Annotated in this window: 25 protein-coding genes and 1 tRNA gene; 23 read left to right on the top strand and 3 right to left on the bottom strand. The window is 58.4% G+C overall.

The window, feature by feature from the left end; all coding sequences use genetic code 11:
• Positions 1–211 (top strand): hypothetical protein (locus tag ACESYO_RS08785; RefSeq protein ID WP_373209806.1); only part of this gene is annotated, 211 nt, incomplete at its 5' end.
• 94 nt (positions 212–305) lie between these two features.
• On the opposite strand, the gene ACESYO_RS08780 is transcribed toward ACESYO_RS08785, so the two are convergent.
• Positions 306–1,100, bottom strand: coding sequence for a polysaccharide deacetylase family protein (locus ACESYO_RS08780; protein ID WP_373209805.1), 795 nt, complete (start codon positions 1,098–1,100; stop codon positions 306–308).
• A 117-nt stretch (positions 1,101–1,217) separates the two neighbouring features.
• Here ACESYO_RS08780 and ACESYO_RS08775 point away from each other — a divergent pair, with 117 nt between their 5' ends.
• A complete protein-coding gene (locus ACESYO_RS08775) occupies positions 1,218–2,402 on the top strand; it encodes a DNA recombination protein RmuC (RefSeq protein ID WP_058966064.1) in 1,185 nt (394 codons plus the stop codon).
• A gap of 65 nt (positions 2,403–2,467) precedes the next feature.
• Positions 2,468–2,552 (top strand) — tRNA-Leu (locus ACESYO_RS08770).
• Positions 2,553–2,743: 191 nt separating this feature from the next.
• Here the strand turns inward: ACESYO_RS08770 and ACESYO_RS08765 are convergent.
• Positions 2,744–4,903: a beta-galactosidase gene (locus ACESYO_RS08765; protein WP_276871254.1), complete on the bottom strand. Its 2,160-nt coding sequence runs from the start codon at positions 4,901–4,903 to the stop codon at positions 2,744–2,746.
• Between the two features lie 396 nt (positions 4,904–5,299).
• Here ACESYO_RS08765 and ACESYO_RS08760 point away from each other — a divergent pair, with 396 nt between their 5' ends.
• From ACESYO_RS08760 to ACESYO_RS08745, 4 genes are all read left to right on the top strand, one after another.
• The gene (locus ACESYO_RS08760; RefSeq protein ID WP_373209804.1) at positions 5,300–5,524 is read left to right on the top strand and encodes a hypothetical protein; all 225 of its coding nucleotides are present in this window, start codon (positions 5,300–5,302) and stop codon (positions 5,522–5,524) included.
• Positions 5,499–6,275, top strand: a complete 777-nt coding sequence (locus ACESYO_RS08755) for a hypothetical protein (protein ID WP_373209803.1) — start codon at positions 5,499–5,501, stop codon at positions 6,273–6,275. Before ACESYO_RS08760 ends, ACESYO_RS08755 begins: the two co-directional genes overlap by 26 nt.
• Before the next feature lie 274 nt (positions 6,276–6,549).
• Positions 6,550–7,056, top strand: a complete 507-nt coding sequence (locus tag ACESYO_RS08750; RefSeq protein ID WP_373209802.1) for a CarD family transcriptional regulator — start codon at positions 6,550–6,552, stop codon at positions 7,054–7,056.
• A gap of 208 nt (positions 7,057–7,264) precedes the next feature.
• On the top strand, positions 7,265–7,408 hold the full coding sequence (locus ACESYO_RS08745; protein ID WP_156417385.1) for a hypothetical protein: 144 nt from the start codon (positions 7,265–7,267) through the stop codon (positions 7,406–7,408).
• Positions 7,409–7,489: 81 nt separating this feature from the next.
• Here the strand turns inward: ACESYO_RS08745 and ACESYO_RS08740 are convergent, their stop codons facing one another.
• Positions 7,490–9,775, bottom strand: coding sequence for a bifunctional diguanylate cyclase/phosphodiesterase (locus ACESYO_RS08740; protein WP_373209801.1), 2,286 nt, complete (start codon positions 9,773–9,775; stop codon positions 7,490–7,492).
• A gap of 391 nt (positions 9,776–10,166) precedes the next feature.
• Here ACESYO_RS08740 and acpP point away from each other — a divergent pair, with 391 nt between their 5' ends.
• The 16 genes from acpP (at position 10,167) to ACESYO_RS08660 (ending at position 24,378) form a co-directional block, all read left to right on the top strand.
• Positions 10,167–10,391, top strand: coding sequence for an acyl carrier protein (gene acpP / locus ACESYO_RS08735; protein WP_370826156.1), 225 nt, complete (start codon positions 10,167–10,169; stop codon positions 10,389–10,391).
• A 182-nt stretch (positions 10,392–10,573) separates the two neighbouring features.
• Positions 10,574–11,017 carry an acetyl-CoA carboxylase biotin carboxyl carrier protein gene (gene accB, locus ACESYO_RS08730; RefSeq protein WP_058966077.1) on the top strand — a complete coding sequence of 148 codons (444 nt, stop codon included), beginning with the start codon at positions 10,574–10,576 and terminating at the stop codon, positions 11,015–11,017.
• Positions 11,018–11,020: 3 nt separating this feature from the next.
• Positions 11,021–12,415: an acetyl-CoA carboxylase biotin carboxylase subunit gene (gene accC, locus ACESYO_RS08725; protein WP_058966079.1), complete on the top strand. Its 1,395-nt coding sequence runs from the start codon at positions 11,021–11,023 to the stop codon at positions 12,413–12,415.
• Positions 12,416–13,303 carry an acetyl-CoA carboxylase, carboxyltransferase subunit beta gene (accD, locus tag ACESYO_RS08720; RefSeq protein WP_333766342.1) on the top strand — a complete coding sequence of 296 codons (888 nt, stop codon included), beginning with the start codon at positions 12,416–12,418 and terminating at the stop codon, positions 13,301–13,303.
• The gene (locus tag ACESYO_RS08715) at positions 13,287–14,120 is read left to right on the top strand and encodes an acetyl-CoA carboxylase carboxyltransferase subunit alpha (RefSeq protein ID WP_373209800.1); all 834 of its coding nucleotides are present in this window, start codon (positions 13,287–13,289) and stop codon (positions 14,118–14,120) included. Before accD ends, ACESYO_RS08715 begins: the two co-directional genes overlap by 17 nt.
• Positions 14,120–15,064: a beta-ketoacyl-ACP synthase III gene (locus tag ACESYO_RS08710; protein WP_373209799.1), complete on the top strand. Its 945-nt coding sequence runs from the start codon at positions 14,120–14,122 to the stop codon at positions 15,062–15,064. Before ACESYO_RS08715 ends, ACESYO_RS08710 begins: the two co-directional genes overlap by 1 nt.
• A gap of 33 nt (positions 15,065–15,097) precedes the next feature.
• Positions 15,098–16,036, top strand: coding sequence for a nitronate monooxygenase (locus tag ACESYO_RS08705; RefSeq protein WP_058966085.1), 939 nt, complete (start codon positions 15,098–15,100; stop codon positions 16,034–16,036).
• A gap of 4 nt (positions 16,037–16,040) precedes the next feature.
• Positions 16,041–17,117 (top strand): NAD(P)H-dependent flavin oxidoreductase, encoded by a 1,077-nt coding sequence (locus tag ACESYO_RS08700; RefSeq protein WP_276871242.1) that lies wholly within the window; start codon positions 16,041–16,043, stop codon positions 17,115–17,117.
• Complete coding sequence (fabD, locus tag ACESYO_RS08695) at positions 17,114–18,058, top strand: ACP S-malonyltransferase (RefSeq protein WP_373209798.1); 945 nt, start codon at positions 17,114–17,116, stop codon at positions 18,056–18,058. The genes ACESYO_RS08700 and fabD overlap by 4 nt, the downstream gene beginning before the upstream one ends.
• The gene (gene fabG, locus ACESYO_RS08690) at positions 18,058–18,798 is read left to right on the top strand and encodes a 3-oxoacyl-[acyl-carrier-protein] reductase (RefSeq protein WP_373209797.1); all 741 of its coding nucleotides are present in this window, start codon (positions 18,058–18,060) and stop codon (positions 18,796–18,798) included. Before fabD ends, fabG begins: the two co-directional genes overlap by 1 nt.
• A 29-nt stretch (positions 18,799–18,827) precedes the next feature.
• On the top strand, positions 18,828–20,069 hold the full coding sequence (gene fabF, locus ACESYO_RS08685; RefSeq protein ID WP_373209796.1) for a beta-ketoacyl-ACP synthase II: 1,242 nt from the start codon (positions 18,828–18,830) through the stop codon (positions 20,067–20,069).
• Positions 20,070–20,073: 4 nt separating this feature from the next.
• Positions 20,074–20,499 carry a 3-hydroxyacyl-ACP dehydratase FabZ gene (gene fabZ / locus ACESYO_RS08680; RefSeq protein WP_058966095.1) on the top strand — a complete coding sequence of 142 codons (426 nt, stop codon included), beginning with the start codon at positions 20,074–20,076 and terminating at the stop codon, positions 20,497–20,499.
• A 160-nt stretch (positions 20,500–20,659) separates the two neighbouring features.
• Positions 20,660–21,133, top strand: a complete 474-nt coding sequence (locus tag ACESYO_RS08675) for a MarR family winged helix-turn-helix transcriptional regulator (RefSeq protein ID WP_058966097.1) — start codon at positions 20,660–20,662, stop codon at positions 21,131–21,133.
• 154 nt (positions 21,134–21,287) lie between these two features.
• Positions 21,288–22,850 carry a PucR family transcriptional regulator gene (locus ACESYO_RS08670; protein WP_289600177.1) on the top strand — a complete coding sequence of 521 codons (1,563 nt, stop codon included), beginning with the start codon at positions 21,288–21,290 and terminating at the stop codon, positions 22,848–22,850.
• Positions 22,851–23,065: 215 nt separating this feature from the next.
• Positions 23,066–23,683 (top strand): phosphatase PAP2 family protein, encoded by a 618-nt coding sequence (locus ACESYO_RS08665; protein ID WP_373211249.1) that lies wholly within the window; start codon positions 23,066–23,068, stop codon positions 23,681–23,683.
• Positions 23,684–23,877: 194 nt separating this feature from the next.
• Positions 23,878–24,378 carry an HD domain-containing protein gene (locus ACESYO_RS08660; protein WP_294455719.1) on the top strand — a complete coding sequence of 167 codons (501 nt, stop codon included), beginning with the start codon at positions 23,878–23,880 and terminating at the stop codon, positions 24,376–24,378.
• The last annotated feature ends 72 nt before the right edge of the window (positions 24,379–24,450 follow it).

Here is a 24,450-nt window from a genome sequence, read left to right as displayed (position 1 = left end):
ACAGTACAGAGGCTTGGCCCAGGTGACAAACTGGGTGAAGCTTAAATTTGCTGCCATGAATCTGAAAAAGCTGGCCACCTGGAAATGGAATGGCCGCCATCCGGCACCGGATGGCGGCAAACGGTCCAGATTGCGCGAAAATGCGCCTGACATTTCACTGCTTTTTCCACCTGTCTTCTTGTTTTCAAACAGAAAACCTGCTCTGGCCTGATTGCCAAAGCAGGTTTTTCTACAGGCTGAAACCCCGGATCTGGCCGGGGTTAAGAACAGGCGGCGAAACACTGACTGCTCCGCCCCTTCTGTTTTCAAATCTGCTGATCCAGTTCGCTGATGCCGCAAAACCGGTAGCCGTTTTCCGAAAACCAGTCAATGATATCCGGTAATGCCTTCACCGTATTTTTCGTGGCTTTGGTATCGTGCATCAGCACCACGCAGGTGGTCTTTCCTTCCGCTTCATTCACCACATTTTCATAGATTGTCCCGGCACTGGGGTGACCTCCCGCCGCATCTTCCGCGCAGACGTTCCAGTCCACATACCGGTAGCCCTTTTCCTCCGCCTGTTCCTTCAGAGCTTTCATGATCCCGCTGCCACCATATTTGTGGCTCACCGTGTTGGTGCTGCCGCCGGGAAACCGCAGCCAATGGATGGTATCCAGATTCACATAGGGTTCAATGGTCTGGCGCAGCTGCTTGATGTCTGCCCAAAAGGCGGTGGTGCTTTCGTAAATGGTCTTGTAGCTGTGGCTATAGCTGTGAAGGCCGATCTGGTGCCCCTCCTCGGTCATGCGCTGCAGCAGCGGAAGATATTTCTGGTTGTTCTCGGCCCCCACCACAAAAAACGTGGCGCACACGCCCTTTTCCTTTAAGATATCCAGCACCGATTCTGTGGTGGCGCTGGGGCCGTCGTCAAAGGTCAGAAATACCCGCTTTTCCTGTTCTGGTGTTTCGCTTTGCCCCGCTGCCGCCGGAACCACCGGCACGTTGGTCAGGTCCGCATTGCTGCATACCGCACTCTGCCCGGCAGCCCAGAGCATTGCCCCGGCCACTGCCGCGCAGCATACCCCCCATGCTGTCAGCCAGAAAATGCGCTTTCGTTTCATGGATGCTTTCATATCCGATCCCCTCGTTTTCCATTGTTGATTTGCCTCGGCAAACCTTTTATACTTATAGCTATGAAGTTCGGGGATGGGTTATCCCCTTTTTTGAAGGAGAAAAATATGGAAATCGCAACCCTTATATTGGCCGCCCTGGCCTGTATCTTCAGTCTGCTGGCTCTGCTGCGCCGCCCGCCGCAGAGCGATTTGTCCGGGGAGGATCTGGAAAAGGTTCGGCAGGATCTGCTGGCGGAAATCCGCCAGACCCGCCAGGAGCTGAGCGGCCGTGTAATGGCCGGCATGCAGGCGGGCGCCAACCAGACTGAGCAGAAGCTGGAAAGCATTCGCACCACCATGGAGGTCCGGCTGAACTCCATGCAGGCCAGCAACGACCGGCGCCTGAACGAGATGCGGCAGACTGTGGACGAAAAGCTGCAGAAAACGCTGGAGGACAAGCTGCAGAAGAGCTTTGGTCTGGTGAGTCAGCAGCTGGAAATGGTCTACAAGGGGCTGGGCGAGATGCGCACTCTGGCTGCCGGAGTGGGCGATTTGAAGAAGGTTCTGAGCAATGTTAAAACCCGGGGCATTCTGGGCGAGATTCAGCTGGGGGCCATTTTGAACGAGATTCTGGCCCCGGAGCAGTTTGCAGAGAACGTGGCCACTGTGCCCGGAAGTTCCGAGCGGGTGGAATTCGCTCTGCGGCTGCCCGGTGACGGAGACGGCCAGGTATGGCTGCCCATCGACGCCAAGTTTCCCTCGGACGCTTATTCCGCCCTGCTGGCCGCCTACGATCTGGGAGACCGGGCCGCAGTGGAGACTGCCGCCAAGGAGCTGGACAAACGCATCCGCAGCTTCGGCAAGGACATTCACGACAAATACATTGCTCCGCCTCACACCACCGACTTCGGCGTGATGTTCCTGCCGGTGGAAGGTCTTTACGCCGAGGTGGTGCGCCGCGGCATTGCCGAGCGGCTGCAGCGGGAATACAAAATCGTAGTGGCCGGCCCTACCACCATGGCCGCGCTGCTGAACAGCCTGCAGATGGGCTTCCGCACCCTGGCGATTCAGAAGCGGTCCAGCGAGGTCTGGAAGGTGCTTGCCAGCGTGAAAGCGGAGTTTGACACCTTTGGCCAGGCGCTGGCTCAGGCACAGAACCGGCTGAATCAGGCCAGCCATGAGCTGGAAAATCTGGTAGGCGTGCGCACCCGTCAGATTCAGCGCAAGCTGCGTCAGGTGACTGAACTTCCGGCAGACAGCGATGTCGCTGCCATGCTCGGCCAAGACAGCCTGGAAGAAAATGAAAGTTAAGTATTGACTTTTTGCTGTAAACCTGATAAACTATCTCTTGCGGTCACAATCGGCCGCAGGATTATGCGAGGGTGGCGGAATCGGCATACGCGCATGTTTGAGGTGCATGTGGTTTTTACCTTGAGGGTTCAAGTCCCTTTCCTCGCACCAAAGTTGCTTATCAGCCCAGTTGGCAAACAGTTGTTGATTGCCTTTGGTTGTAAGCGTTGAAAAGAGCTCCGGGAAACCGGAGCTCTTTTCTTTTCCTGAACCATTATACGCAAACAGACAGAGCGCCCGGAGGAATTTCTCCCCGGGCGCTCTGTCTGTTATTTCGGAAGGAAGTTTCCAGAAGTTGTCTCTCACATGCAAGATTCATCACACGGGAATGTCTGCCGCTGAATTGAAGCTGCTCCTTCCAGCTGCAGCTCGATTCTGTCCCGCGGGATGGGGCATTCCAGATACACCGGATGATCCTTGTCAAGAGCAGAAACCACCAGCGTAATTTTCTGCCCCTGTTCAATCTGCTTGCGGAACCGTTTCAGGCCAATTTCCCAATGCTGGTCGTAATTGAACCAGTCAGCCATCAGGGTATCGCCGCAGTAAAGCTGCGCCACATTTCCGACAAGCCGGAATGCAACGCGGCAATCCTCACAGGCAGAGAAAATATCCCGGGGAACATGCAGGACATACTCTTTGGCAGGCTGTGCAGAGAACAGATAGTCGTCCCCTTCCATCGGGTGATGCGCCGGCATTTCTTCGAGCCGGATTCCCATGCAGTTCCCGGAAGCCGTTGCCCGATCCACCGTATAGTTCTGCCCGTCGCACGCAAGGACTGTATCATGGCAGAAGAACACCCGACCATTCATTTTCCACAGCGACTCCGCCTGTTGCTGGGTCAGCAGATACAGCTCGGTTTTCTCATTTCCTTTGCAGGCGGTAAATGCCGGAGTCTGCCCCTCATTGGCCACAAGCAACGTTTCTCCGTCGGCATTCTGCCCTGTCAGATGCGCCCCTTCCCCTGCAGCCAGTTTGCCCCGGCACGCAATGCCGTCGGGGACAAAGAAGTAGTAACGGGTTACTCCATCCGCCTTCTCATAGCAGATGGGCTGTGCCAGCAGATACTCCACCCGGATCAGTCCATACTCCCTCTTCATGGGGAACATGGCCGAAACGCCGGATGGAACATCCAGGCGGGGAATGCCGCAGGAGCCCTGTGCCGTGTGCACTGTAATCTCGGCGTTTTCGATGGGATCGTACGGCACAAGGCGCTGATGGTTGTTTACGAACAGATATCCACCGCCTTCGGGATGAATGCGAACCGACACCTTGCGATCAATCTGCCCGCCGGTCTTTTCGCAGAAGAAAGGCTGTGCAGCGGCAAATTCTTCCGCATAATCGGCCAGGAAAAGGTGAAGCAGCCGCAGGCGGTGGTAAGACCGCCGCAAGAAGCCGTATTCCGAAATGGGCGCCTGAAAGTCGTAGCTGGAAATGGGGCAATTGTTCGGGTATCCGGTAGAGCGGCTTTCCTGATAACGTCCCTGCGGATTGCGCCCACCGTGATACATATAATATCCCAGCACATTTACCCACTGTGCCAGATGCATCAGCCCAATGAAATAGGCATCCCGATCCGAAATGATCGGCCGCCGGTGCTCGTACACCTGCACCCCGCAGCCAAGCTCACAGGTTGCATACGGAAAATCGTCATAGGGAAGCTCTTCCCATACAACATCCTTAAGGATATCGACATCGATTCCCTTGTCGATTTTTTCGCTGCTGATGCAAAAGCGGTTGTGCACCGGAAGAGGCTGCGTGTTCTGTACCCAGGGTCGCTCGGGATAACGACCGAACATGGGCAGAAGATCCCCTTTCAGGCTGCCATTTGGCGGCCATGCGGTAATGGTGTACAGCGGCAGACGAAATCCGACTTCAACGGCCATTTTGCGCAGACTGGGAATGTAATCCCGATCCTTGCCGCCGTATTCATTTTCCAGCTGAATGCCGATAACGACCGAGCCATTTTGATAAAAGAAATCCTTCACCTGCTCGTAATAGGCGCGGTACAGATTCCGCACCTTTTCCAGATATTCCGGGCTGGATGTGCGCTTGTCCTGCCGTTCCTGAATAAACTCCGGGAAACCGCCGTACACAACCTCGCCGTGGCACCAGGGGCCAATGCGCAGCAGAACCAGCATTTCGTTTTTCTCACACAGGCTGAGGAATTTGCGGATGTCTCTGTCACCGGCAAAATTGAATTCCCCCTCCCGCTCTTCGTGCAGAATCCAGAACAGGTAGGTGGAGATTACCGTTACTCCGCCAGCCTTCATCTTCCGGATCTCGTCTTCCCAGCATTCCTGCGGACAGCGGCTAAAATGGAATTCGCCAACCACCGGAGCAATGGGTTTTCCTGCCCGTTCCAGATAAAGATTCGTTGCAACAAGATCCGATTCCACCTCTGACAAAGAAAGATGATGGGAATTCAGCGGTTTGAATCGCTGACACTCAAAATGGATGTTCATTTTTTCGTCCTCCCCTAAGGCACGATCCTTGCATTTATGCGAAGCACACCCCGCATTTTCGAACTAATTCTAGCAAATCAACCGGTACAGTTCCATAGGCTCTTTTTGTCTTTTATCGTCATTAAAATCCTTTTTGGAATTTTCTGTTTTCCCTTGAAAAAACTCCCCCTGCAGTTTTTGAGGGAGCCCTCGCGCAGCAGACGGTTTTTCTCTGCAAATATGTGATCGACCCCATCCCCCATTGATTCAAAGAAAGCGCCGGGTCAGCGCAGATTGCGGCAAGCAAAAGAGCTGCCGTGAAAGAACAGTTTCCGGAATTGAAAACAGTCATCCGATCTACCCGCCCACGCCGAACTGTAACGACTTTTGTTGTTTTCTCACTTAAAGAGGAATATAATGGCATTATATCCATATCCGGGAAATCTCTTCCTGCTTGCGGTTTTGGAAGGAAGAGCGGAAATCTTTGTGCCTTTTCTCGCGGGCACATCACAGGAGGAATTACAAGATGAAACGAATGCTGATTATTTTATCCGCACTTATGATATTACTGAGCGGATGTACATCTGCTCCCGTACAACAGGCCCCCTCAATAGAAATGCGGGTTTCCGAGGGCTGGATTGAATACACCAGCGACGGACAGACCTGGACCCAGCTTGTCGCTCTTGACGAGCTGAAGGGTCAGGATGGGCAGGATGGACAAGATGGAAGCAATGGGCAGAATTCCCAATCCACAGATACGACTACTTCTGATGTGACCGTCATACAGGGCGAAAAAGGCGACAAGGGCGATAAAGGCGAGCCCGGCGCTGCGGGCCCGGCCGGTGCACAGGGAGAAAAGGGCGATACCGGTGCACAGGGGCCTGCCGGTGAAACCATCGTTATCACACCACAGCCCACCAGTGCCCCCAGTGATCTGCAGCTGGAAAGTCTGAGCATCGGCGGAAAGCCGTTTGTGGGTACCAGCGGAGACTATGTAGTTCTTGTGGCCTGCTTCTCCCCTTCCGACTCTACTCCCGCATTTGAATGGAACTGCAGCGGTGGAGAAATTCTGGGCAACACGGAGACCGTGCTGTTTGTGGCCCCGCCCAACGAAGGATTTACAGACAAAACCTACACCATCACCGTAACTGCCGGCGGAAAAACCGCTTCCAAAGATATTGTGGTAAAAGGGCGACCGCTGCCCACCGAAGCTCCAACTCCGGCGCCTACCGAAGCTCCGTTGCCCACCCTGGCTCCGACGCCTCTGCCCACAGCTGCACCCACACCAGCACCTACTCCTGCACCCACTGCTGCACCCACTGCTGCACCCACTGCTGTACCTACCCCAGAGCCTACCCCAGTCCCCACAGAAGTCCCCTCTCCCCGTTGGTAAAACAGCTTTCTTGTGCAAAAACGCAGAAGAAGCAAAAGGCTCTGCACACAAAAATCTTTTCCAGACATGTCCGCCTTTGGCTTTTTTCGGAAAAAAGTGCTATACTAAAAAGTGCTATACTATAATTAAAGAAATATTGCTCGCCCTGCCCGCAACGGAAAGCCCGGTTACGGGCAGGGTGCAGGCATTTTCCCGCGCTTTGCTGCTGATGAATCAGCGGCAAGGCGCTTTCTTACAGGCAAAAATCACACGGGCTTGAACTGCGAGGTGGAACATGTATCAAATCGGGCAATATATCGTTTATGGCAGCACCGGTGTATGCCGGGTGGAAGGACTGGTGGAAAAGCCTCCTCTTGGGCTTTATTATGTTTTAAAGCCCCTGTACGAAAGCGGAACCATTTATACTCCTGCGGAACACCCCAAAGTGTTCATGCGGCCGGTCATCAGTCGTGAGGATGCAGAAGCTCTGATCGACCAGATCCCCGGGATTGTCGTCCAGCCGGACCGCACCAAAAATCTGCAGGAACTGCGGGAACATTACCGCACTGCCACTTGCAGCCATAACTGCGCCGATTTGATCCGACTGACCATGTCGATCTACGCCAAAAAGAAGGAACAGGAACAGATGGGCCGCCGCTTCGGCCAGGTGGACGAGCGCTTCATGAAGCAGGCGGAGAGCATCCTGTTTGGTGAATTCGCAGTGGCGCTTGGTATTCTCCGGGAGGAAGTTCACGATTATATTTCCCGCCGGGTGGAGTGTCTGCGGGCTGTTCAGGTTTAATTTTTTGTGAGCCGCACTTGCATTTTGACCAAGGAGTCGATGCAAATGCGGCTCTTTTTCTACTTTTCATAAAACATGTTCATCATTCCGCCAGAATTTTGTACAATTGTTTGTTTAATTTATCAATTGAAACAATTGCGCAAAATATTTATACTATATACTATCAAATCAACCACTGAACAACAGATTTTAGAAGGGGGTGTACGGAATGAGCGAACCTACCGCACGTGAACTGTTGGTTCAGCTGACCCAGGAGGCAGAACGTCTCCGGCTGTTGGATTTGGCCGATCGCTGCCGTTCTTTGGATGAACTGAAGGACTGCCTGCGCGCCATGCTGAAAGGCGTTGTTTGATTATATCGTTTCTTTTGCTCTCTATCATCTCTACATAGCGAAAGCCCCGGGCCATTGGCCCGGGGCTTTCCTTTTGTCTTTTTATTCCGATTTTTGTGATCTGTCAGACGCTTTTTTCAGATAACGCTGTGCAAATTCCTCCGGCGGAATGGGGCAACTGTAGAAGAAGCCCTGACCGTACTCACAGCCGATGGAATGAACAAATTCCTCGTCCTGCTGCACCTCCACGCCCTCGGCAACGGTGGTAATCTGCAGATCCTTTGCCAGCTTGACCACATTTTTCAACGCCAGCTTGTTCTTTTCCTTTTTGTCCGGCGCGCTTTCCAGCAGGAAATCCTTATCGAATTTCACCTCGTCCACCTGAATCCCCGCCAGCACGTTCAGGGAAGAATAACCGCTGCCGAAATCGTCCAGCGACAGGCGGAAGCCTTTTTCGTGCAGCTGAGCCAGCGTTTTGTTCATCTGCTCGATGTTTTCAATGGCCAGCCCTTCCAGAATTTCCAGTTGGATGTATCCATGGGGAATGTGATAGCGATCCATTACCGCGCACAGACGCTCCACATAGTCCGACTGATAGAACAGCAGCCGGGACTGATTCACCGAAATGCAAATCGGCTCATAGCCGGCATCCATCCACTCCCGCAGCTGGCGGCAGGTTCTGTCCACCATATACAGATCCAGACGGGCACAGAACCCGTTTTTCTCAAACGCCGGGATAAACTCGTCGGGATAAACCAGCGTTTCATCCGGCCGAATCCAGCGCACAAGAGCCTCGGCGCCTTCCACCTGACCATTCTCCAGCCGCACCTTGGGCTGGAGGAACAGCTGAAACTCCTGTTTCGCCAGCGCGCTCTGCATGCTGCTTTCGATGCTGTTCTGGAAGTTTTCCTTCCGGTGCATGGCCCGGTCGTAAAATGCCAGCACATTCTGGTATTTTTTCACTGCATGCTTCTGGGCAAATTCCGCCTTGTGCAGAAGATCCCGCACCAGTTCCTCCGGCGGGGCGCTCTCCTGTACCATTGCGGCGCCCGCATACAGAATAACGGGGTAGCTCACATTCAGCTCCTGGGCGATGGTTCCCGCCTGCTCCATGATTGCCTCCACGCGGGCGCGAACCTGCTCCTCCTGGCTGGAATGCAAAAGCAGATAGAACTGATCCGCATTGGAGCGACAGAAGCACTCCTTCTCCCCTATCATCTGCCGCAGCAGGGCTGCCAGCTTTTTCAGCACCTGATCCGCCTGTGCCTTGCCCAGAATCTCGTTGATGTACTGGAACTGACGGATATTCATGGTAATGAGCGCATAGTTGCTGTCCTCTGCCAGAAGATCCTCTGCACATTGCGTGAACTTTTCAAAATTATAGGTGCCGGTCAGCCGGTCGTAGTAGGCCAGCTTCATAAGCTCTTTGTTGCTGCCCCACATGGCCCACCGCACATAATACAACAGGCCCAGGCAAAGCAGGATGATCATTCCGCTGAGCACATTGGACGTGATCAGAATGGAATAGATCGGGCTTTTGCCGGAATTGATCGTATCGGCATAGCACAGATACCAGCCATTCATACCAAATGGCTGCATATAAACCGTTTGCTCCTTGCCCTCCAGCTGAATGGTAAAATGCAACGCCTCATTATTTTCCATCTGCTGCAGCGCCGACTGAGCCACCTGCTCATCCACACCGGCCTGACTGAGAAAATTCTCCGTGCCCTGCGGTGCCAGCGGAGTGCTTTCCGAGGCAGCAATGATGCGGCCACTCTGATCCACCCACACCACATCCAGCTTGCTCTGAGAAACTGAAGGCTGCGTGAAGATTTTCTGAAAGGCACTCAGATCCTTGGATGCAGCCACCACACCGGTCACGCTTCCGTTGGCCGCCTGTACCGGTGCGGCATACATGATCAGCTGTTGCTGCATTCCTTCATCGTAATATACCTGCGACGCGGATTTTTTACCCTGCAGCGCATAATTGATCAGCTGCTGCACTTCCGGCTCCAGCGCCTCCATTGGGATATTCTCTTCCAGAGTACCATCTGCCCGTACCCGGCTCTGCATACCGGTTCGGGTGTAGTAGCCCATGCGCAGGAAGGAATTATCCTGGCGGGCATCCTGCAGATCCATCGCAAAATCGCGAAATTCCTCGCTGGATTTTCCCTGCATGTATTCCGCCATGATCTGCAGCGCTTCCCGGTCAGTCCCCATTCGATTGCGCATCTCAAGCCAGTATTCATTCATGGAGGTCTGCAGCTGTGTGTTATAAGATTTCCGGTTCGCCTGCTGAATGGATGCAATGCCCATACAGGAAACCACAATCAGTGAAATACCGATCAGCACCGTGGAAAGGGTAATCTGCAAGAAGCGCTGATGCATCCGGGGCCTGGACGCCCGTTTTTCTGCTTTATTTCGTTTTAAAAGCGCCATCTCCCGCCTCCTCTCCCGGCTTTTTGGGATAAAAATCCAGATGGTTCTATTTTACCGCATCCGGCACATTTCCCGCAAGAGTGTTCCTGCCATCCTGGCGAACCTTGCAGAATTTTGCCGGATATTTTTCTTTTATTATATAAGGTATCCCATATCTGCGCAACGCAGGCGCAGCAAAAAAAGATTCAATTTTTTTAAGTTTTCCTCTTGACAATTCCCGGATTCTTGCTAAAATGTACTTAAATAATTTTAGTTAAATTATTTTAATTAAAATTATAAAACCATTTTTCGACACATTTCAACACATCAAAAAATAACCCAAGAAAGTGAGAGTTTTATCATGTTTGAGAAAGTACGCGACATCATTGTGGACACCCTGAGCTGCGACGCTGACAAAGTTACCATGGAGGCCACCCTGGCCGACGATCTGGGCGCTGACAGCCTGGACGCTGTTGAGCTGAACATGGCTCTGGAGGACAACCTGGGCGTTGCCATCTCCGACGAGGAACTGGCCAACATGAAGACCGTTGGCGACATTGTGAATTACCTGGAGGCCAACGCCTGATTTTTGCGGCGTAAGGCAAGGCGCCCCTTCACCGGCGCTTTGCATCAGCTCTGGCAGGGGCGGCCGGAAGGCGGCGATCCGCCGTTCCGGCTGCTTTTTGCCGGAGCTGATTTTCTTTCGGCACCGGGGCACGCATTGCGCGTCCCCTGCCGCCTATCACGATTTATAAGGAGGTTCCCGGCATGACCTTGGAACAAATCACCAGCCTGCTGAAGGCGTTTGACGAAAGCTCCGCCAGCCGTTTGAAGTACACCTGCGGCGAGGAGCAGATCACTTTGGAAAAAGCAGTCGCCCAGAGCGCCGTTGTTTGTGCGCCGGTCGTGGAGGCTGCCCCTGTTGCTGCCGCTCAGCCCGCAGCCGCACCCGCCGCTGCTGCCCCTGCTGCCGGGGCCACCATCGACGCTCCTCTGGTGGGCACCTTCTATGTGGCCAGCGCCCCGGGCGAAGCACCCTTTGTGAAGCCCGGCGACACTGTGCACAAGGGTCAGACCATCGGTCTGATCGAAGCTATGAAGATGATCAACGAGATCCCCGCTCCCTGCGACTGCGTGATCGAAAGCCTGGTCGCGCAGGACGGCGCTCTGGTGGGCTTTGGCGATCCGCTGTTCCAGATCCGGGAGCTGTGAGCCATGTTCAAACGTATTTTAATCGCCAACCGCGGCGAAATCGCGGTGCGCATCATCCGCGCCTGCCGTGAGCTTGGCATCGAGACTGTGGCGGTGTATTCCACTGCCGACGCCAGCGCCCTGCATGTGCAGCTGGCCACCCGGGCCGTATGCATCGGCCCTGCCAAGGCGGCCCAGAGTTACTTAAATCAGACCGCCATCCTGACCGCAGCGGTGGAAAGTGGCTGTGAGGCCATCCACCCCGGCTACGGTTTCCTTTCCGAAAACGACGAATTTGCGGATCTGTGCGCCCAGTGCGGGCTCAAGTTCATCGGCCCCAGCGGCGATGTGATCCGTAAGATGGGCAACAAGGCCGCCGCCCGTGAACTGATGATCAAGGCAGGAGTGCCGGTGGTGCCCGGCTCCGACGGCGTAATTGAAAGCGCCGAGGAGGCTTTGAAGGTGGCCGAGCGCATCGGCTACCCGGTGCTGCTGAAGGCCAGCGCCGGCGGCGGCGGTCGCGGCATGCGCCGGGTGTTCAGCCCGGAGGAGCTGCCTGCCGCCTTTGCCTCTGCACAGGCGGAGGCTGTGGCCTGCTTTGGTAACGGCGAGATGTATCTGGAAAAGCTGGTTCTTTCCCCCCGGCACATTGAATTCCAGATCATGGCCGACCAGCAGGGCCATGTGGTCCATCTGGGCGAGCGCGACTGCTCGATCCAGCGCAAGAACCAGAAGCTGATGGAGGAATCCCCCTCCAAGGCCCTTTCTCCCGAGCTGCGTCAGGCCATGGGCCGGGATGCGGTAAAGGCCGCCCAGAGCTGCGGCTATGAGGGTGCAGGCACCATTGAGTTCGTGCTGGACCCGGACGGCAACTATTACTTTATTGAGATGAATACCCGCATTCAGGTGGAGCACCCGGTCACCGAGATGGTCACCGGGCAGGATCTGGTCAAGGAGCAGATCCGTGTGGCCGCCGGACTGCCGCTCTCCTTCACGCAGGAGGATGTGAAGCTGAACGGCCACGCCATCGAGGTGCGGATCAACGCGGAGGACCCCGCCAGGAATTTTGCCCCCATGCCCGGCAAGACCGAGTTCGTACACTTCCCGGGCGGCTGCGGTGTTCGGGTGGATTCCGCTTTGTACAACGGCTACGAGCTGAGCCCCTTCTATGATTCCATGGTAGCCAAGCTCATCGTGCACGCCCCCACCCGCCTGGCCGCTATCCGCCGGATGCGCCGGGTGCTGGAGGAGTTCATCGTGGAGGGCTACCCCACCGGCGCGGATCTGGCCCATCTGATCCTGTATCACCCGGATTACCTGAAGGGCGACTACAACACCTCCTTCATCGAGAACAACCTGGACGAGGTGCTGAGCTGGATGGAGAAGGGCGCGCCTCTGGCCGACGAGGAGGAACGCTAAATGCTGAACGAACGATTTTCTGACCGGCGTCAGCGGCTGCTGCGCCTGAAGGTAATGCGGGAGGGCGGACGTCTGCCCTCCTCCAGCCGCATTGACGCGCCGGCCATTTTCGAGCAGTGCCCTGCCTGCGGCGAAGCCGTGAGCAAGCGGCAGTGGGCCGATCAGCTGTACGTCTGCCCCCACTGTGGCCATCACCGGCCCATCGGCGCATACCAGCGACTGGCTCTCACGCTGGATTCCGGCACCTTCCAGGAATTGAACGACGGCCTGTGCGGCGATAACCCCCTTGATTTTGAGGGTTATGACGCCAAGCTGGAGGGCCTGCGCCGCCGCACCGGACTGTCTGAGGCGGTGGTCACCGCCAAGGGACGCATCGGCGGCTGGCCCGCTGTTGTGGCTGTAATGGATGGTCGCTTCCTGATGGGCAGCATGGGCGTTGCGGTGGGTGAAAAGGTGGCCCTGGCCGCCGACACCGCCCGCAAGGCGAAGCTGCCCCTGGTGATCTTCTGCGCTTCCGGCGGCGCCCGGATGCAGGAGGGCATCCTCTCGCTGATGCAGATGGCCAAGACCGCCGAAGCCATCACCCGCTTCCAGCAGGCGGGTGGTCTGTACATTGCCTGCCTGACCCACCCCACCACCGGCGGCGTAACCGCCAGCTTTGCTTCCCTGGGTGACATCACCCTGGCCGAGCCCAAGGCTCTGATCGGCTTTGCCGGTCCCCGCGTGATCGAGCAGACCATCGGTCAGAAGCTGCCGGAGGGCTTCCAGCGCTCCGAGTATCTGGAGGAGCACGGCTTTGTGGACGCGGTGGTTCCCCGCGGTCAGATGAAATCCACACTGATGCAGCTGCTTCGGCTGCACGCCAAAGGAGGTGCCCGCCGTGGCTGAACTGCATACCCCCGCTGAAAAGGTGGCGCTGGCCCGGCATGCGGGCCGCCCCGGTACGGCGGATTATATCAAGGCCCTGTTCACCGATTTCTTTGAGCAGAAGGGCGACCGGCTGTGCGGCGAGGACGCGGGCATTCTGGGCGGCATCGCCATGTTTCATGGCCGCCCGGTCACGGTGATCGGCCACCGCAAGGGCCGCAATCTGGAGGAAAACACCCGTTGCAACTTCGGCATGCCCAGCCCGGAGGGCTACCGCAAGGCCCAGCGGCTGATGCGCCAGGCAGACAAGTTTGGCCGGCCCATCATCACCTTCATCGACACCCCCGGCGCCTATCCCGGCCTGGAGGCCGAGGCCCACGGCCAGGGCGAGGCCATTGCCCGCAGCCTGGCTGTGATGAGCGAGCTGAACGTGCCCCTGATCGCGGTGGTCACCGGCGAAGGCGGCAGCGGCGGCGCACTGGCGCTGGCCATGGGCAACACGGTGCTGATGCTGGAAAACGCCATCTACTCGGTGCTTTCCCCCGAGGGCTTTGCCAGCATTCTGTGGAAGGATTCCACCCGCAGCGCCGAGGCCTGCGACGTGATGAAGCTCACCGCTCAGGATCTGGAGCAGCTGGGCGTGATCGACGGGATTATTCCCGAGCCGGCGGAGGGCGCGCATGCAAACCCCGCCGCCGTATTTGACGCGGTGGACGCAGCGCTGCAGAAGGCCCTGCGCCAGGCGGACCGCATTTCCGATCCGGCGGCTCACCGGCACAAAAAATTCAGAACCATGGGTTCCGCATTCCTGCAAGAGCCCGGAAAGGACCTTTTCTGATGACGGGACTGGAAATTCTGGGCACCGGGCGCTGCCTGCCGCAGCGCTGTGTGACCAACGACGATATGGCCCGCATGGTGGACACCAGCGACGAGTGGATCTCCACCCGCACCGGCATCCGCCAGCGGTATTTCTGCGGTGAGGACGAAGGCGTTGTGAGCCTTTCCACGGGCGCAGCCCGCAAGGCGCTGGAGAAGGCCGGTGTGAGCGCGGATCAGCTGGGTCTGATCCTGACCGCCACCTTCACCCCGGACAGCTTCACCCCCTCGGTGTCCTGCCAGGTTCACGAGGCGCTGGGCTGCACCGCCGCTATCCCCTGCTTTGATCTGAACGCCGCCTGCACCGGCTTCATCTACGCGCTGGAAACCGCCCGCTCTCTCCTGATGGCGGGCAGCGCCGGGGAGTATGCCCTGGTCATCGGCGCGGAGTGCATCTCCCGCGTGCTGGATATGGAAGACCGCTCCACCTGCGTGCTGTTCGGCGACGGCGCGGCCGCCGCTGTGGTGCGTCTGGCGGATGTTCCCTACGCCTGCGTACTGGGCGGCCGTGGCGAGGCGGCCGGGCTGCATGCCAACAGCCTTCTGCCCGGCCAGAACCGTACCCTGTTCATGGACGGACGGGCGATTTTCCGCTTCGCGGTGGACATCATCCCCAAGTGCCTGAACCAGCTGTTCGAGAAGAGCGGCACCAGTCTGGAGCAGGTGGACCATGTGGTCTGCCACCAGGCAAACAGCCGCATCATCGACCATGTGGTGAAAAAGCTGGGTGCACCGGCGGACAAATTTTACAAGAACATGCATCGCTACGGCAACACCTCCGCCGCCAGCATTCCCCTCGCTTTGGACGAAATGCTGGAATCCGGCGCAATTCAGCCCGGTCAGACCGTGGCCTGTGTGGGCTTTGGCGCGGGGCTGACCTGGGGCGCGGTACTGCTGCGTTTCTAAGCAAAGCCCCTCTGATAAAAAAGGAGTAACAATATGCGTTTGAACGAGATCCTCGGAACCGAATTTCCCTTCATCCAGGGCGGTATGGCCAACATCGCCACCGGCACCTTCGCCGCAGCGGTTTCCAACGCGGGTGCGCTGGGCCTGATCGGCGCGGGCGGCATGACCGCCGACATGCTGCGGGAGCAGATCCACATCTGCCGCAGCCTGACCGACAAGCCCTTCGGCGTGAACATCATGCTGATGAACCCGGACGCTGAGAAGATGGCTCACATCGTGGTGGAGGAAAAGGTTCCCGTTGTGACCACCGGCGCAGGCAACCCCGGCGCTTACGTTCCCATGTGGAAGGAAGCGGGCATCAAGGTGTTCCCCGTTGTGCCTGCCGTTGTGCTGGCCCGCCGCATGGCCGGTCTGGGTGTGGACGGCATCATTGCCGAGGGCACCGAGAGCGGCGGCCATGTGGGCGAGATGACCACCATGGCTCTGGTGCCTCAGGTGGTGGACGCCATGAAGGAGTACAACCTGCCCGTGATCGCCGCCGGCGGCATCGCTGACGGCCGCCAGCTGCTGGCTGCCTTTGCGCTGGGCGCCTGCGGCGCACAGCTGGGCACCTGCCTGCTGGTGAGCGAGGAGTGCCCCATTCACGAGAACTACAAGAACGCCGTGCTCAAGGCCAAGGACAACGACACCGTGGTCACCGGCCGCATCGCCGGTACCCCCGTGCGTATCCTGAAGAACAAGATGGCCCGCAGCTACGTGGCTCAGGAGAAGGCCGGCGCCGACAAGATGGAACTGGAGAAGTACACTCTGGGCTCTCTGCGCCGCGCTGTATTCGAGGGCGACACCGACACCGGCAGCCTGATGGCCGGTCAGGTGGCGGGCATGCTGCATGAAATCCGCCCCCTGCGCACCATTTTTGAAGAGCTGAACAACGGCTGCATTGAGCGGCTGCATCAGCTGGAACAGGAGTAAGTTTATGCAGGCTGTAACCATCCGCGGCCGCACGCTGCAGCTGCCCATTCTGCAGGGCGGCATGGGTGTGGGCGTTTCCCTGGGCGGTCTGGCCGGTGCCGTGGCTGCCTGCGGCGGCATGGGCACCATCAGCACCGCGGTGGCCGGTTTCAACGAGCCGGATTTCGACCGCGACCCGAACGGAGCCAATCTGCGCGCCCTGGAACGGGAGATCAAAAAAGCCAAGGAGCTGGCCGGCGGTCTGGGCATGGTGGCCATCAATGCAATGGTTGCCACCACCCAGTACGCGGACAGCATCCGCACTGCCATCAGGGCAGGTGTGGACGCGGTGGTCTGCGGTGCGGGCCTGGCGGTGGATCTTCCCGCCATTGCCGGTGACGCAGACGTGGCGCTGGCCCCTATTGTATCCAGCTCCCGTGCTGCGGCCACCCTGTGCAAGCTGTGGTACAAACGCTTCGGCGTTCTGCCCGACTTCATGGTAGTGGAGGGTCCCCTGGCGGGCGGTCATCTGGGCTTTGAGGAGCAGGACGTGAAAAACGGTTCTGCTCAGTGCCTGGAGACGCTGGTTCCGGCCATCACCGAGCAGCTGCGCCCCTTTGAGGAGCTGGCAGGCCGCCCCATTCCGCTGTTTGCGGCGGGCGGTGTTTACACCGGCGAGGATGCGGCCCGGCTGGAACAGCTGGGTGCGGCGGGTGTGCAGCTGGCCACCCGGTTCATCGGCACCTACGAGTGCGATGCCTCCCCTGCTTACAAGCAGGCCATGCTGGATGCAAAGCCGGAGGACGTGCGCATCGTGCACAGCCCGGTGGGCATGCCCGGCCGGGCGCTGAACAGTCCGCTGATTCAGCGGCTGGCTGCAGGCGAGACCTTCCCGCCCAAACGCTGCGTAAACTGCCTGGTCCCCTGCAAAAAAGCCGATACCATCTACTGCATTGCCAATGCGCTGATTGAAGCAGTGCGCGGCAACTGGCAGGAGGGACTTTTCTTCTGCGGCGCCAATGTGGGCCGCATGACCAAACTGGTTCATGTGCGGGAGCTGATGGATGAGCTTGCCGCCGAATGGAGGAAACAGACACAATGAAACTTGCGATTTTGTATGCCGGTCAGGGCGCTCAGCACGCCGGGATGGGCAAAGATCTTTACGAGAGTGAACCCTTGTTCCGCGCCGCGCTGGATGCCGCGGACGCTTCGGTGGATTTCGATCTGAAGCAGCTGTGCTTTGAGGGGCCGGACGAGACCCTGAGCCAGACCCAGTTCACCCAGCCCTGCATGGTAGCCTTCGCCGCCGGCCTGACCGCCGTGCTGAAGGATAAGGGCATCGAGCCTGCCGCTGTGGCGGGCCTGAGCCTGGGCGAGTATTCCGCCCTGTGCTGCGCCGGTGTGTTCGACGCAGCCACCGCCGTTTCCCTGGCTGCCTTCCGCGGCAAGGCCATGGAGCAGGCCGTAACCGGCCGCCCCTGCGGCATGGCCGCTATTCTGGGTCTGGACCGTGAGGCGCTGAGCGCCGCCTGCGCCCAGGCCGCTCAGGCCACCGGCGGCGTGGTGGAGATTGCCAACTACAACTGCCCCGGCCAGATGGCCATTGCGGGCGACCAGGCTGCTGTGGATGCCGCCTGTGAGGCTGCCAAGGCCGCCGGTGCAAAGCGCTGCGTGCCCCTGAAGGTCTCCGGCCCCTTCCACACCTCGCTGATGGCTCCCGCCGGCGATGCGCTGCGGGAGAAGTTCAAGGAGGTATCCTTCGGCGAGATGAGCTGCCCGGTGTACTTCAACTGCCTGGGCGGCCCCAAGGCCGACAGCGACACCATCCCCGCTCTGCTGGAGAAGCAGGTGCAGTCCAGCGTATACATGGAGGACATCATCCGCCGCATGGCCGAGGACGGCGTGGACGCATTTTGGGAAGTAGGCCCCGGCAAGACGCTGGCCGGCCTTGTGAAGAAGACCGTGAAGGGCGCTGCTGTCCGCTCGGTGGAAACCGCTGAGGATCTGGCCGCCGCCCTGGAATGGCTGAAAGGAGAAGCCTGATGGAAGCAAAACAGAGTGCACTGGTAACCGGCGGCAGCCGGGGTATCGGCCGGGCCATCTGCCTGGCCCTGGCCACACAGGGTGTGAACGTGGTCGTGAACTACGCGGGCAGCGCCGCTGCCGCCGAGGCAGTGGCCGAGGAGTGCCGCGCCCTGGGCGTGGAGGCCTTCGCCATTCAGGGCAACGTGGCCTGCGAGGCTGACGCCCAGAACCTGATTGCCCAGACCGTGGAGCGCTTCGGCCGCATCGACGTGCTGGTAAACAATGCGGGCATCACCCGTGACAACCTGATGATGCGCATGAGCGAAGAGGATTTCGACGCGGTGCTGAACACCAACCTGAAGGGCGCCTTCCACTGCATGAAGGCCGCCTGCCGCCCCATGATGAAGCAGCGCTGCGGCCGGATCGTGAACGTTTCCAGCATCGTGGGCGTGCGCGGCAACGCGGGTCAGGCCAACTACGCGGCCAGCAAGGCCGGTCTGATCGGCATGAGCAAGAGCCTGGCCAAGGAGCTGGCCGCCCGCGGCGTGACCGTGAACTGCGTGGCCCCCGGCTTCATTGAGACTGATATGACCGATGTGCTGCCCCAGGCCGTGAAGGAGAAGCTGCTGAGCGAGATCCCCATGGCCCACCTGGGCAAGCCCGAAGATGTGGCCGCCGCTGTGGCGTTCCTGGCCAGCCCCGCCGCCGGTTATGTGACCGGTCAGGTGCTGTGTGTGGACGGCGGCATGGCCGTTTAAAAGCCCTGAATTGAAGGAGGAGCTTACAGATGGATAAACGACGCGTTGTAATCACCGGCATGGGCGCGGTGACTCCCCTGGGCCTGACCCTGGAGGAAAGCTGGGCCGCCGTAAAGGCCGACACCTGCGGCATCGGCCCCATTACCCAGTACGACACCACCAACCAGAAGGTAAAGCTGGCAGGCGAGGTGCGCGGCTTTAACCCCGAGCAGTACATCGACAAGCGCGAGGTGCGCAAGACCGACCGCTTTGTTCAGTTCGCTCTGGCCAGCGCTGCCCAGGCCATGGAGCACAGCGGCCTGGTGATGGAAAACGAGAACAGCCAGCGCTGCGGCGTGGTATTCGCCAGCGGCATCGGCGGTTTCTCCACCGTTCAGAATGAGTGCCTGAAGGGCAATGAGAAGGGCTACGACCGCGTGAGCCCCTACTTCATCCCCATGGCCATTTCCAACATGGCGGCGGGCAACATTGCCATCCGCTTCGGCTTCCACGGCATGTGCACCTGCCCGGTAACCGCCTGTGCCTCCGGCACCAATGCGGTGGGCGATGCCTTCCGTCAGATCCGCGACGGCTATGCCGACGTGATCCTGGCCGGCGGCACCGAGGCCACCATCACATCTCTGGCGGTGGGCGGCTTCACTTCCCTGCACGCCCTGCACACCGGCAGCGACCCCAAGCGCGCTTCCATTCCCTTTGACAAGGAGCGTTCCGGCTTCGTGATGGGCGAGGGTGCGGCTGCTCTGGTGCTGGAGGAGTATGAGCACGCCAAGGCCCGCGGCGCCAACATTCTGGCCGAGGTTGTGGGCTACGGCTGCACCTGCGACGCGCACCACATCACCGCTCCCCTGCCGGACGGCTCCGGTGCGGCGGGCGCCATGACCCAGGCTCTGGTCGATGCGGGCGTGGATGCTGCCAGCGTGGATTACATCAACGCCCACGGTACCTCCACCGCCATGAACGATGCAGGCGAGACCGCCGCCGTGAAGCTGGCCTTCGGCGAGCATGCCAAGGAGCTGGCCATCAGCTCCACCAAGTCCATGACCGGCCACCTGCTGGGCGCTTCCGGCGCTGTTGAAGCTGCCTTCACCGCCATGGCTCTGCACGACGGCTTCATTCCCGCCACCCTGGGCTACCAGGTGCCGGACGAGGCCTGCGATCTGGACGTTGTTCCCAACCACGGCCGCGAGGCTTCCATCCGGTACGCCATGTCCAACTCTCTGGGCTTCGGCGGCCACAACGCAAGCATCCTGTTGAAGAAGTGGGAGGAGTAAAGCAATGACTTTGAATTCCAACGAGATCATGGAGGTTCTGCCCCATCGTTTCCCCTTCCAGCTGGTGGACCGCATCACCGAATGCGTGCCCGGCCAGATGGCGGTGGGCCGCAAGTGCGTGACCGTGAACGAGCAGTTCTTCTGCGGTCACTTTCCTCAGAAGCATGTGATGCCCGGTGTGCTCATCATCGAGGCTCTGGCTCAGGTGGGTGCAGTCGCCATTCTCACCGAGGAGGAGAACAAGGGCAAGATCGTGCTGTTCGGCGGTATCAAGAACGCCCGCTTCAAGCGGCAGGTTGTTCCCGGTGACGTGCTGGAGCTCAAATGTGAGCTGACTGCACGCCGCGGTCCGGTGGGCTTCGGCAAGGCGGTTGCCACCGTGGACGGCCAGATTGCCGCCATGGGCGAGCTGACCTTCGCCATCAGTTGATTTGCTGCAACACCGCACAATTTTGAACGGACGTGAATTGTGCGGTGTTGCCTTAACAGACGCATCTTGGTATAATATTATCACCGCAGCAGGCATACGGTTTTTTCACACCGTCCCATGCTCTTTTGCCTGGGCCGCGTAGTCAAGGAGGATCGAACGAATGCTGGAGCAAGCATTTGCAGATGTGTATTCGAAATTCAAATTACATTTCTATCAGAAGGTGTTCAGTCGTTTCCAGTCCCGGGAAGCCAGCCTGACCACGGTGGAGACTTTCTGCATGGAGATTATCCAGGCGCTGGGGAAACCCACCATCAATGAATTTGCCAGCTTTGTGCAGATCTCCCCGCCCAATGCGGCCTACAAGGTCAACAGCCTGATCAAAAAAGGCTACCTGAAAAAGGTGCAGTCGGAAAATGACCGCCGGGAGTATTTTCTGGTGGTAACTCAAAAATACGAGGATTACTACAATATCAGTTACAGCTATCTGTCCACCGTGATGAGCCGGATTAAGGATCGGTTCTCCCCGGAAGATGTGGCCAAGATCGAGGAGATGCTCACCATTATCTCCGATGAACTGATGCCGGAAATCCCGCTGAAATCGCCCAACGCCAGCCATTACGCCCCAGAGGCGTGATTCGACTGACCGTCAAGCCCTTTATTGCCCGGCAGGCCGATGCCCGCCGGCAGTAAGGGCTTTTTGTGCTTGTTTGCCTGCGTGACGGGCACTGCAAGCCACTGCTGCGCGGCATGCCCCGCACAAAACATTTCCTATCCTGGAGGGATCCCCCATGAGCGTTACGTTAAAACAGGCGCTGGTACTGCCCAGCCTGCGTCAGGCCACCCTGCTGGCCGGCTTCGACAACCTGGACCGGCCCATCACCTCGGTGAACGTGCTGGAATACATCGGCACGGAAACCCTGCACCAGCAGAATGAAACAGCGGGCCGTTTTGCCGGCGGCGAGCTGGTTCTCACCTGCTTTTCTTCCATCCCCACCAATGTGAACGCCCAGTGCGAATGTCTTCGCGCTCTGGCCCAGGTGGGACAGGCCGGTCTGGTGCTGTATTATGTGGGCACCGTGATGCCCCAGGTGGACCCCGCGCTGGTAACGCTTGCCCAGGAGCTGGATTTTCCGCTGCTGGTAATGCCGCCCCGTATGGAACTGCGCTACAGCGAAGTAATCGGCGACGTGATGGATGCCATCCTGCGGGATCAGGCGGACAACACTCATCTTCTGGGAGATATTCTGGAGCACATGACCCTGCTGCCGGAGCACCAGCGCACGGTGGACACCGTGCTTCAGCTGCTCAGTGACCGGCTGCGAGCCACCGTGCTTTTGCTGGACAGCACCGGCCAGCTGCTGGGCGCCTGCGCCTGGCCCCGGGGTTCTCAGACAGATATGACCGACCTGCTGATTCAGGCACGTCAGGGCAACGCAGACCAGTGCTGCCGCCTGACCATCGACCCCGGCGACGCGGCCCCCATGGAGCTGTGCCTGCTGAAGGCGGGCCAGCCGCTGAGCAACGAGGTGCAGCAGCAGGCACAGGACGTGATGCAGCTGGCGCTGAATCTGTGGAGCCTGAAGCATGCCGAATTGGCCATTGAAGAGCTGGTGCGGGCCATCCTGCGGGATGAGCCCATCAAGATGCGCCGTCTGGCCGCTTTGTTCCGGCTGAACGTGGCCTCCATCCACTGCATGTGGATGCTCAGCCCGCTGGACCCGGCCTGCCGGGAGGAATTTCTGCGCCGGGTGCCTACCATTGCTTCCCAGCTTCTGGAGCCCCACTGCCAGGCGGCCATTGCAGGCAGCTACCAGGACTTCGTGATTGTTCTGGCGGATAACGGCGTGTTCGGCCCCGAAGGCGAAGCGCTGGCTGCTCAGCTGGATGCACAGTTAAAGTCCGAGGGTCTGGGCGCCGGCTTTGTATGCTGTCAGGGCCTGGAAAACACCGCCCAGGTGCGGGCTGCCTTCCTGCGCAGCAGCGAAGGCCTGCCCAGCGCGCAGACCATCTGGCCCACCCGCACGGTGCATACCCTGGGTGAAATCGATTTTGCGCTGCACTGCAAAAACGACCTGGTACAGGATGAGGCCAGCGTGACCCGCTGCCGGGCGGTGCTGGCCCCGCTGCACAGCTCTTCCGAGGAGCTGCCTCTGGTGGATACGCTTGCGGTCTATCTGCTGGATGCGGACCAGAACATTGCCCGCTGTGCCCAGCAGCTGTTTTTGCACAAAAACACGGTAAAGTACCGCTACCAGCAGATCACCCACCGGCTGGGCCACACCCCGGACAAGCTGCCTGAGCTCACCGCCTTGTATGAAGCGGTGGCACTGTACCGGCTGCTGGAAAAGTAATGGAATTCAATCGCTGCGGGCGGCTTCGGGCCGCCCGTTTTTCGTGATTCTTTTGCTGCAATTCATGCAGTGGCGCTTCGTTTTTCGACACAGTGTGCTATAATGAAAACGTTCGTCGGCTCGTTTTGCCGGCTGTTTTGATTCTATATTTTGTGAGGTAACTGCCCATGCATTCTGCCCTTTCCTGGCTGCGCAAAAACCCGCATGCCTGGCTGATGGGGTACTGGGCATTCTATCTGTTCGGCTTTTTCAGCCTGGAACAGCTGGACCCGGAATACACCATCATCCATTGTTTCATCGACGATCTGATCCCTTTCAACGAGTGGTTCGTGATCCCCTATTGCCTGTGGTATCTGTGGATGCCCGGCACCATGCTGTATCTGTTCTTCAAGGACAAAACCGATTACTGCCGTCTGTGCTTCATCATGTTCGTGGGCATGACACTGGCCATGCTGACCTATCTGGTCTGGCCCAACGGCCTTGACCTGCGCGAACCGATCCAGCGGCAGAATGTTTTGTGCCAGCTGGTGGAGCTGCTGCGCAGCATCGACACCCCCACCAATGTCTGCCCTTCCATCCACATTTCCAGCACCGTCTCCATTGCCATTGTGGGGCTGCGCTGCAAGCTGTTCCGGGGCAATTTGCCGGTACATGCGCTGATCTGGACCATGACCATCCTGATTACCCTGTCCACCCTGTTTTTACGCCAGCATTCCGTAATCGATGTGGTGGCCGGTGCAGCGTTGAGTCTGGTATTGATGATTCCCGCCTACCGCATCAACTGGGAAAAGATCTTTCCGGAAATTGCGCCGTCTGCCAACAAGGCGGCCTGAGGTGCGATACATAACAACTTTTTAAAAGCGAGGGCATTCCCTCGCTTTTTCTTTGCACGCACTGCTGCAATCACGTCTCATTCCGTGCATTTTTGTGCAAATTGCCCCTTGTTTCCTTCCTATCTTACGCCTATGATAATAATAGAACAGGGTGCGAAGTATCTCGCCGCCCACCGGAAAGGAGCGTGTTTCCAATGCACCAAACCATCGAATCTCTGCTTTTGGCCCACGGGCGCGCCATTCTGAATTCCCCTGGAATGCAGCTGGAGCAGCAGTTCATCCAGCACGGCAGCGTAACCTGCTTCGACCATTCACTGGCCGTAGCGTATCTGAGCCTGTGGATCGTTCTGCGGCTGGGCCTTCGGCTGGACCTGCGCAGCCTGGTGCGCGGCGCTTTGCTGCACGACTACTTTTTATATGACTGGCACGAAAAGGATGAAAGCCACCGCTGGCATGGCTTCCACCACGCCCGCCGGGCCCTGGACAATGCCAGCCGGGATTTTGAACTGAACTGCATTGAGCGGGATATCATTGAAAAGCACATGTTTCCGTTGAACCTCACCCCTCCCCGCTTTGCGGAAAGTGTTGTGGTCACCTGCGCAGACAAAATCTGCGCCTGCTTTGAGGTGTTCTCCATCCTGCTCTACCGCCCGGACTTTTCCCGTCTGGGTCTTGCCAGCGCAAACAGCAACTAAAACAGCTGCCCCGGAGCAAAAAAACTCCGGGGCAGCTGTTTTTCTTAATTCCTTGCAATCTTCTGTGAATTG

It is taken from the genome of Allofournierella massiliensis (assembly GCF_964241245.1).
GTDB classification, from domain to species: domain Bacteria; phylum Bacillota; class Clostridia; order Oscillospirales; family Ruminococcaceae; genus Allofournierella; species Allofournierella massiliensis.
Note: the sequence above shows the minus strand (reverse complement) of the source record. Positions and strands in the feature narration are given on the sequence as shown.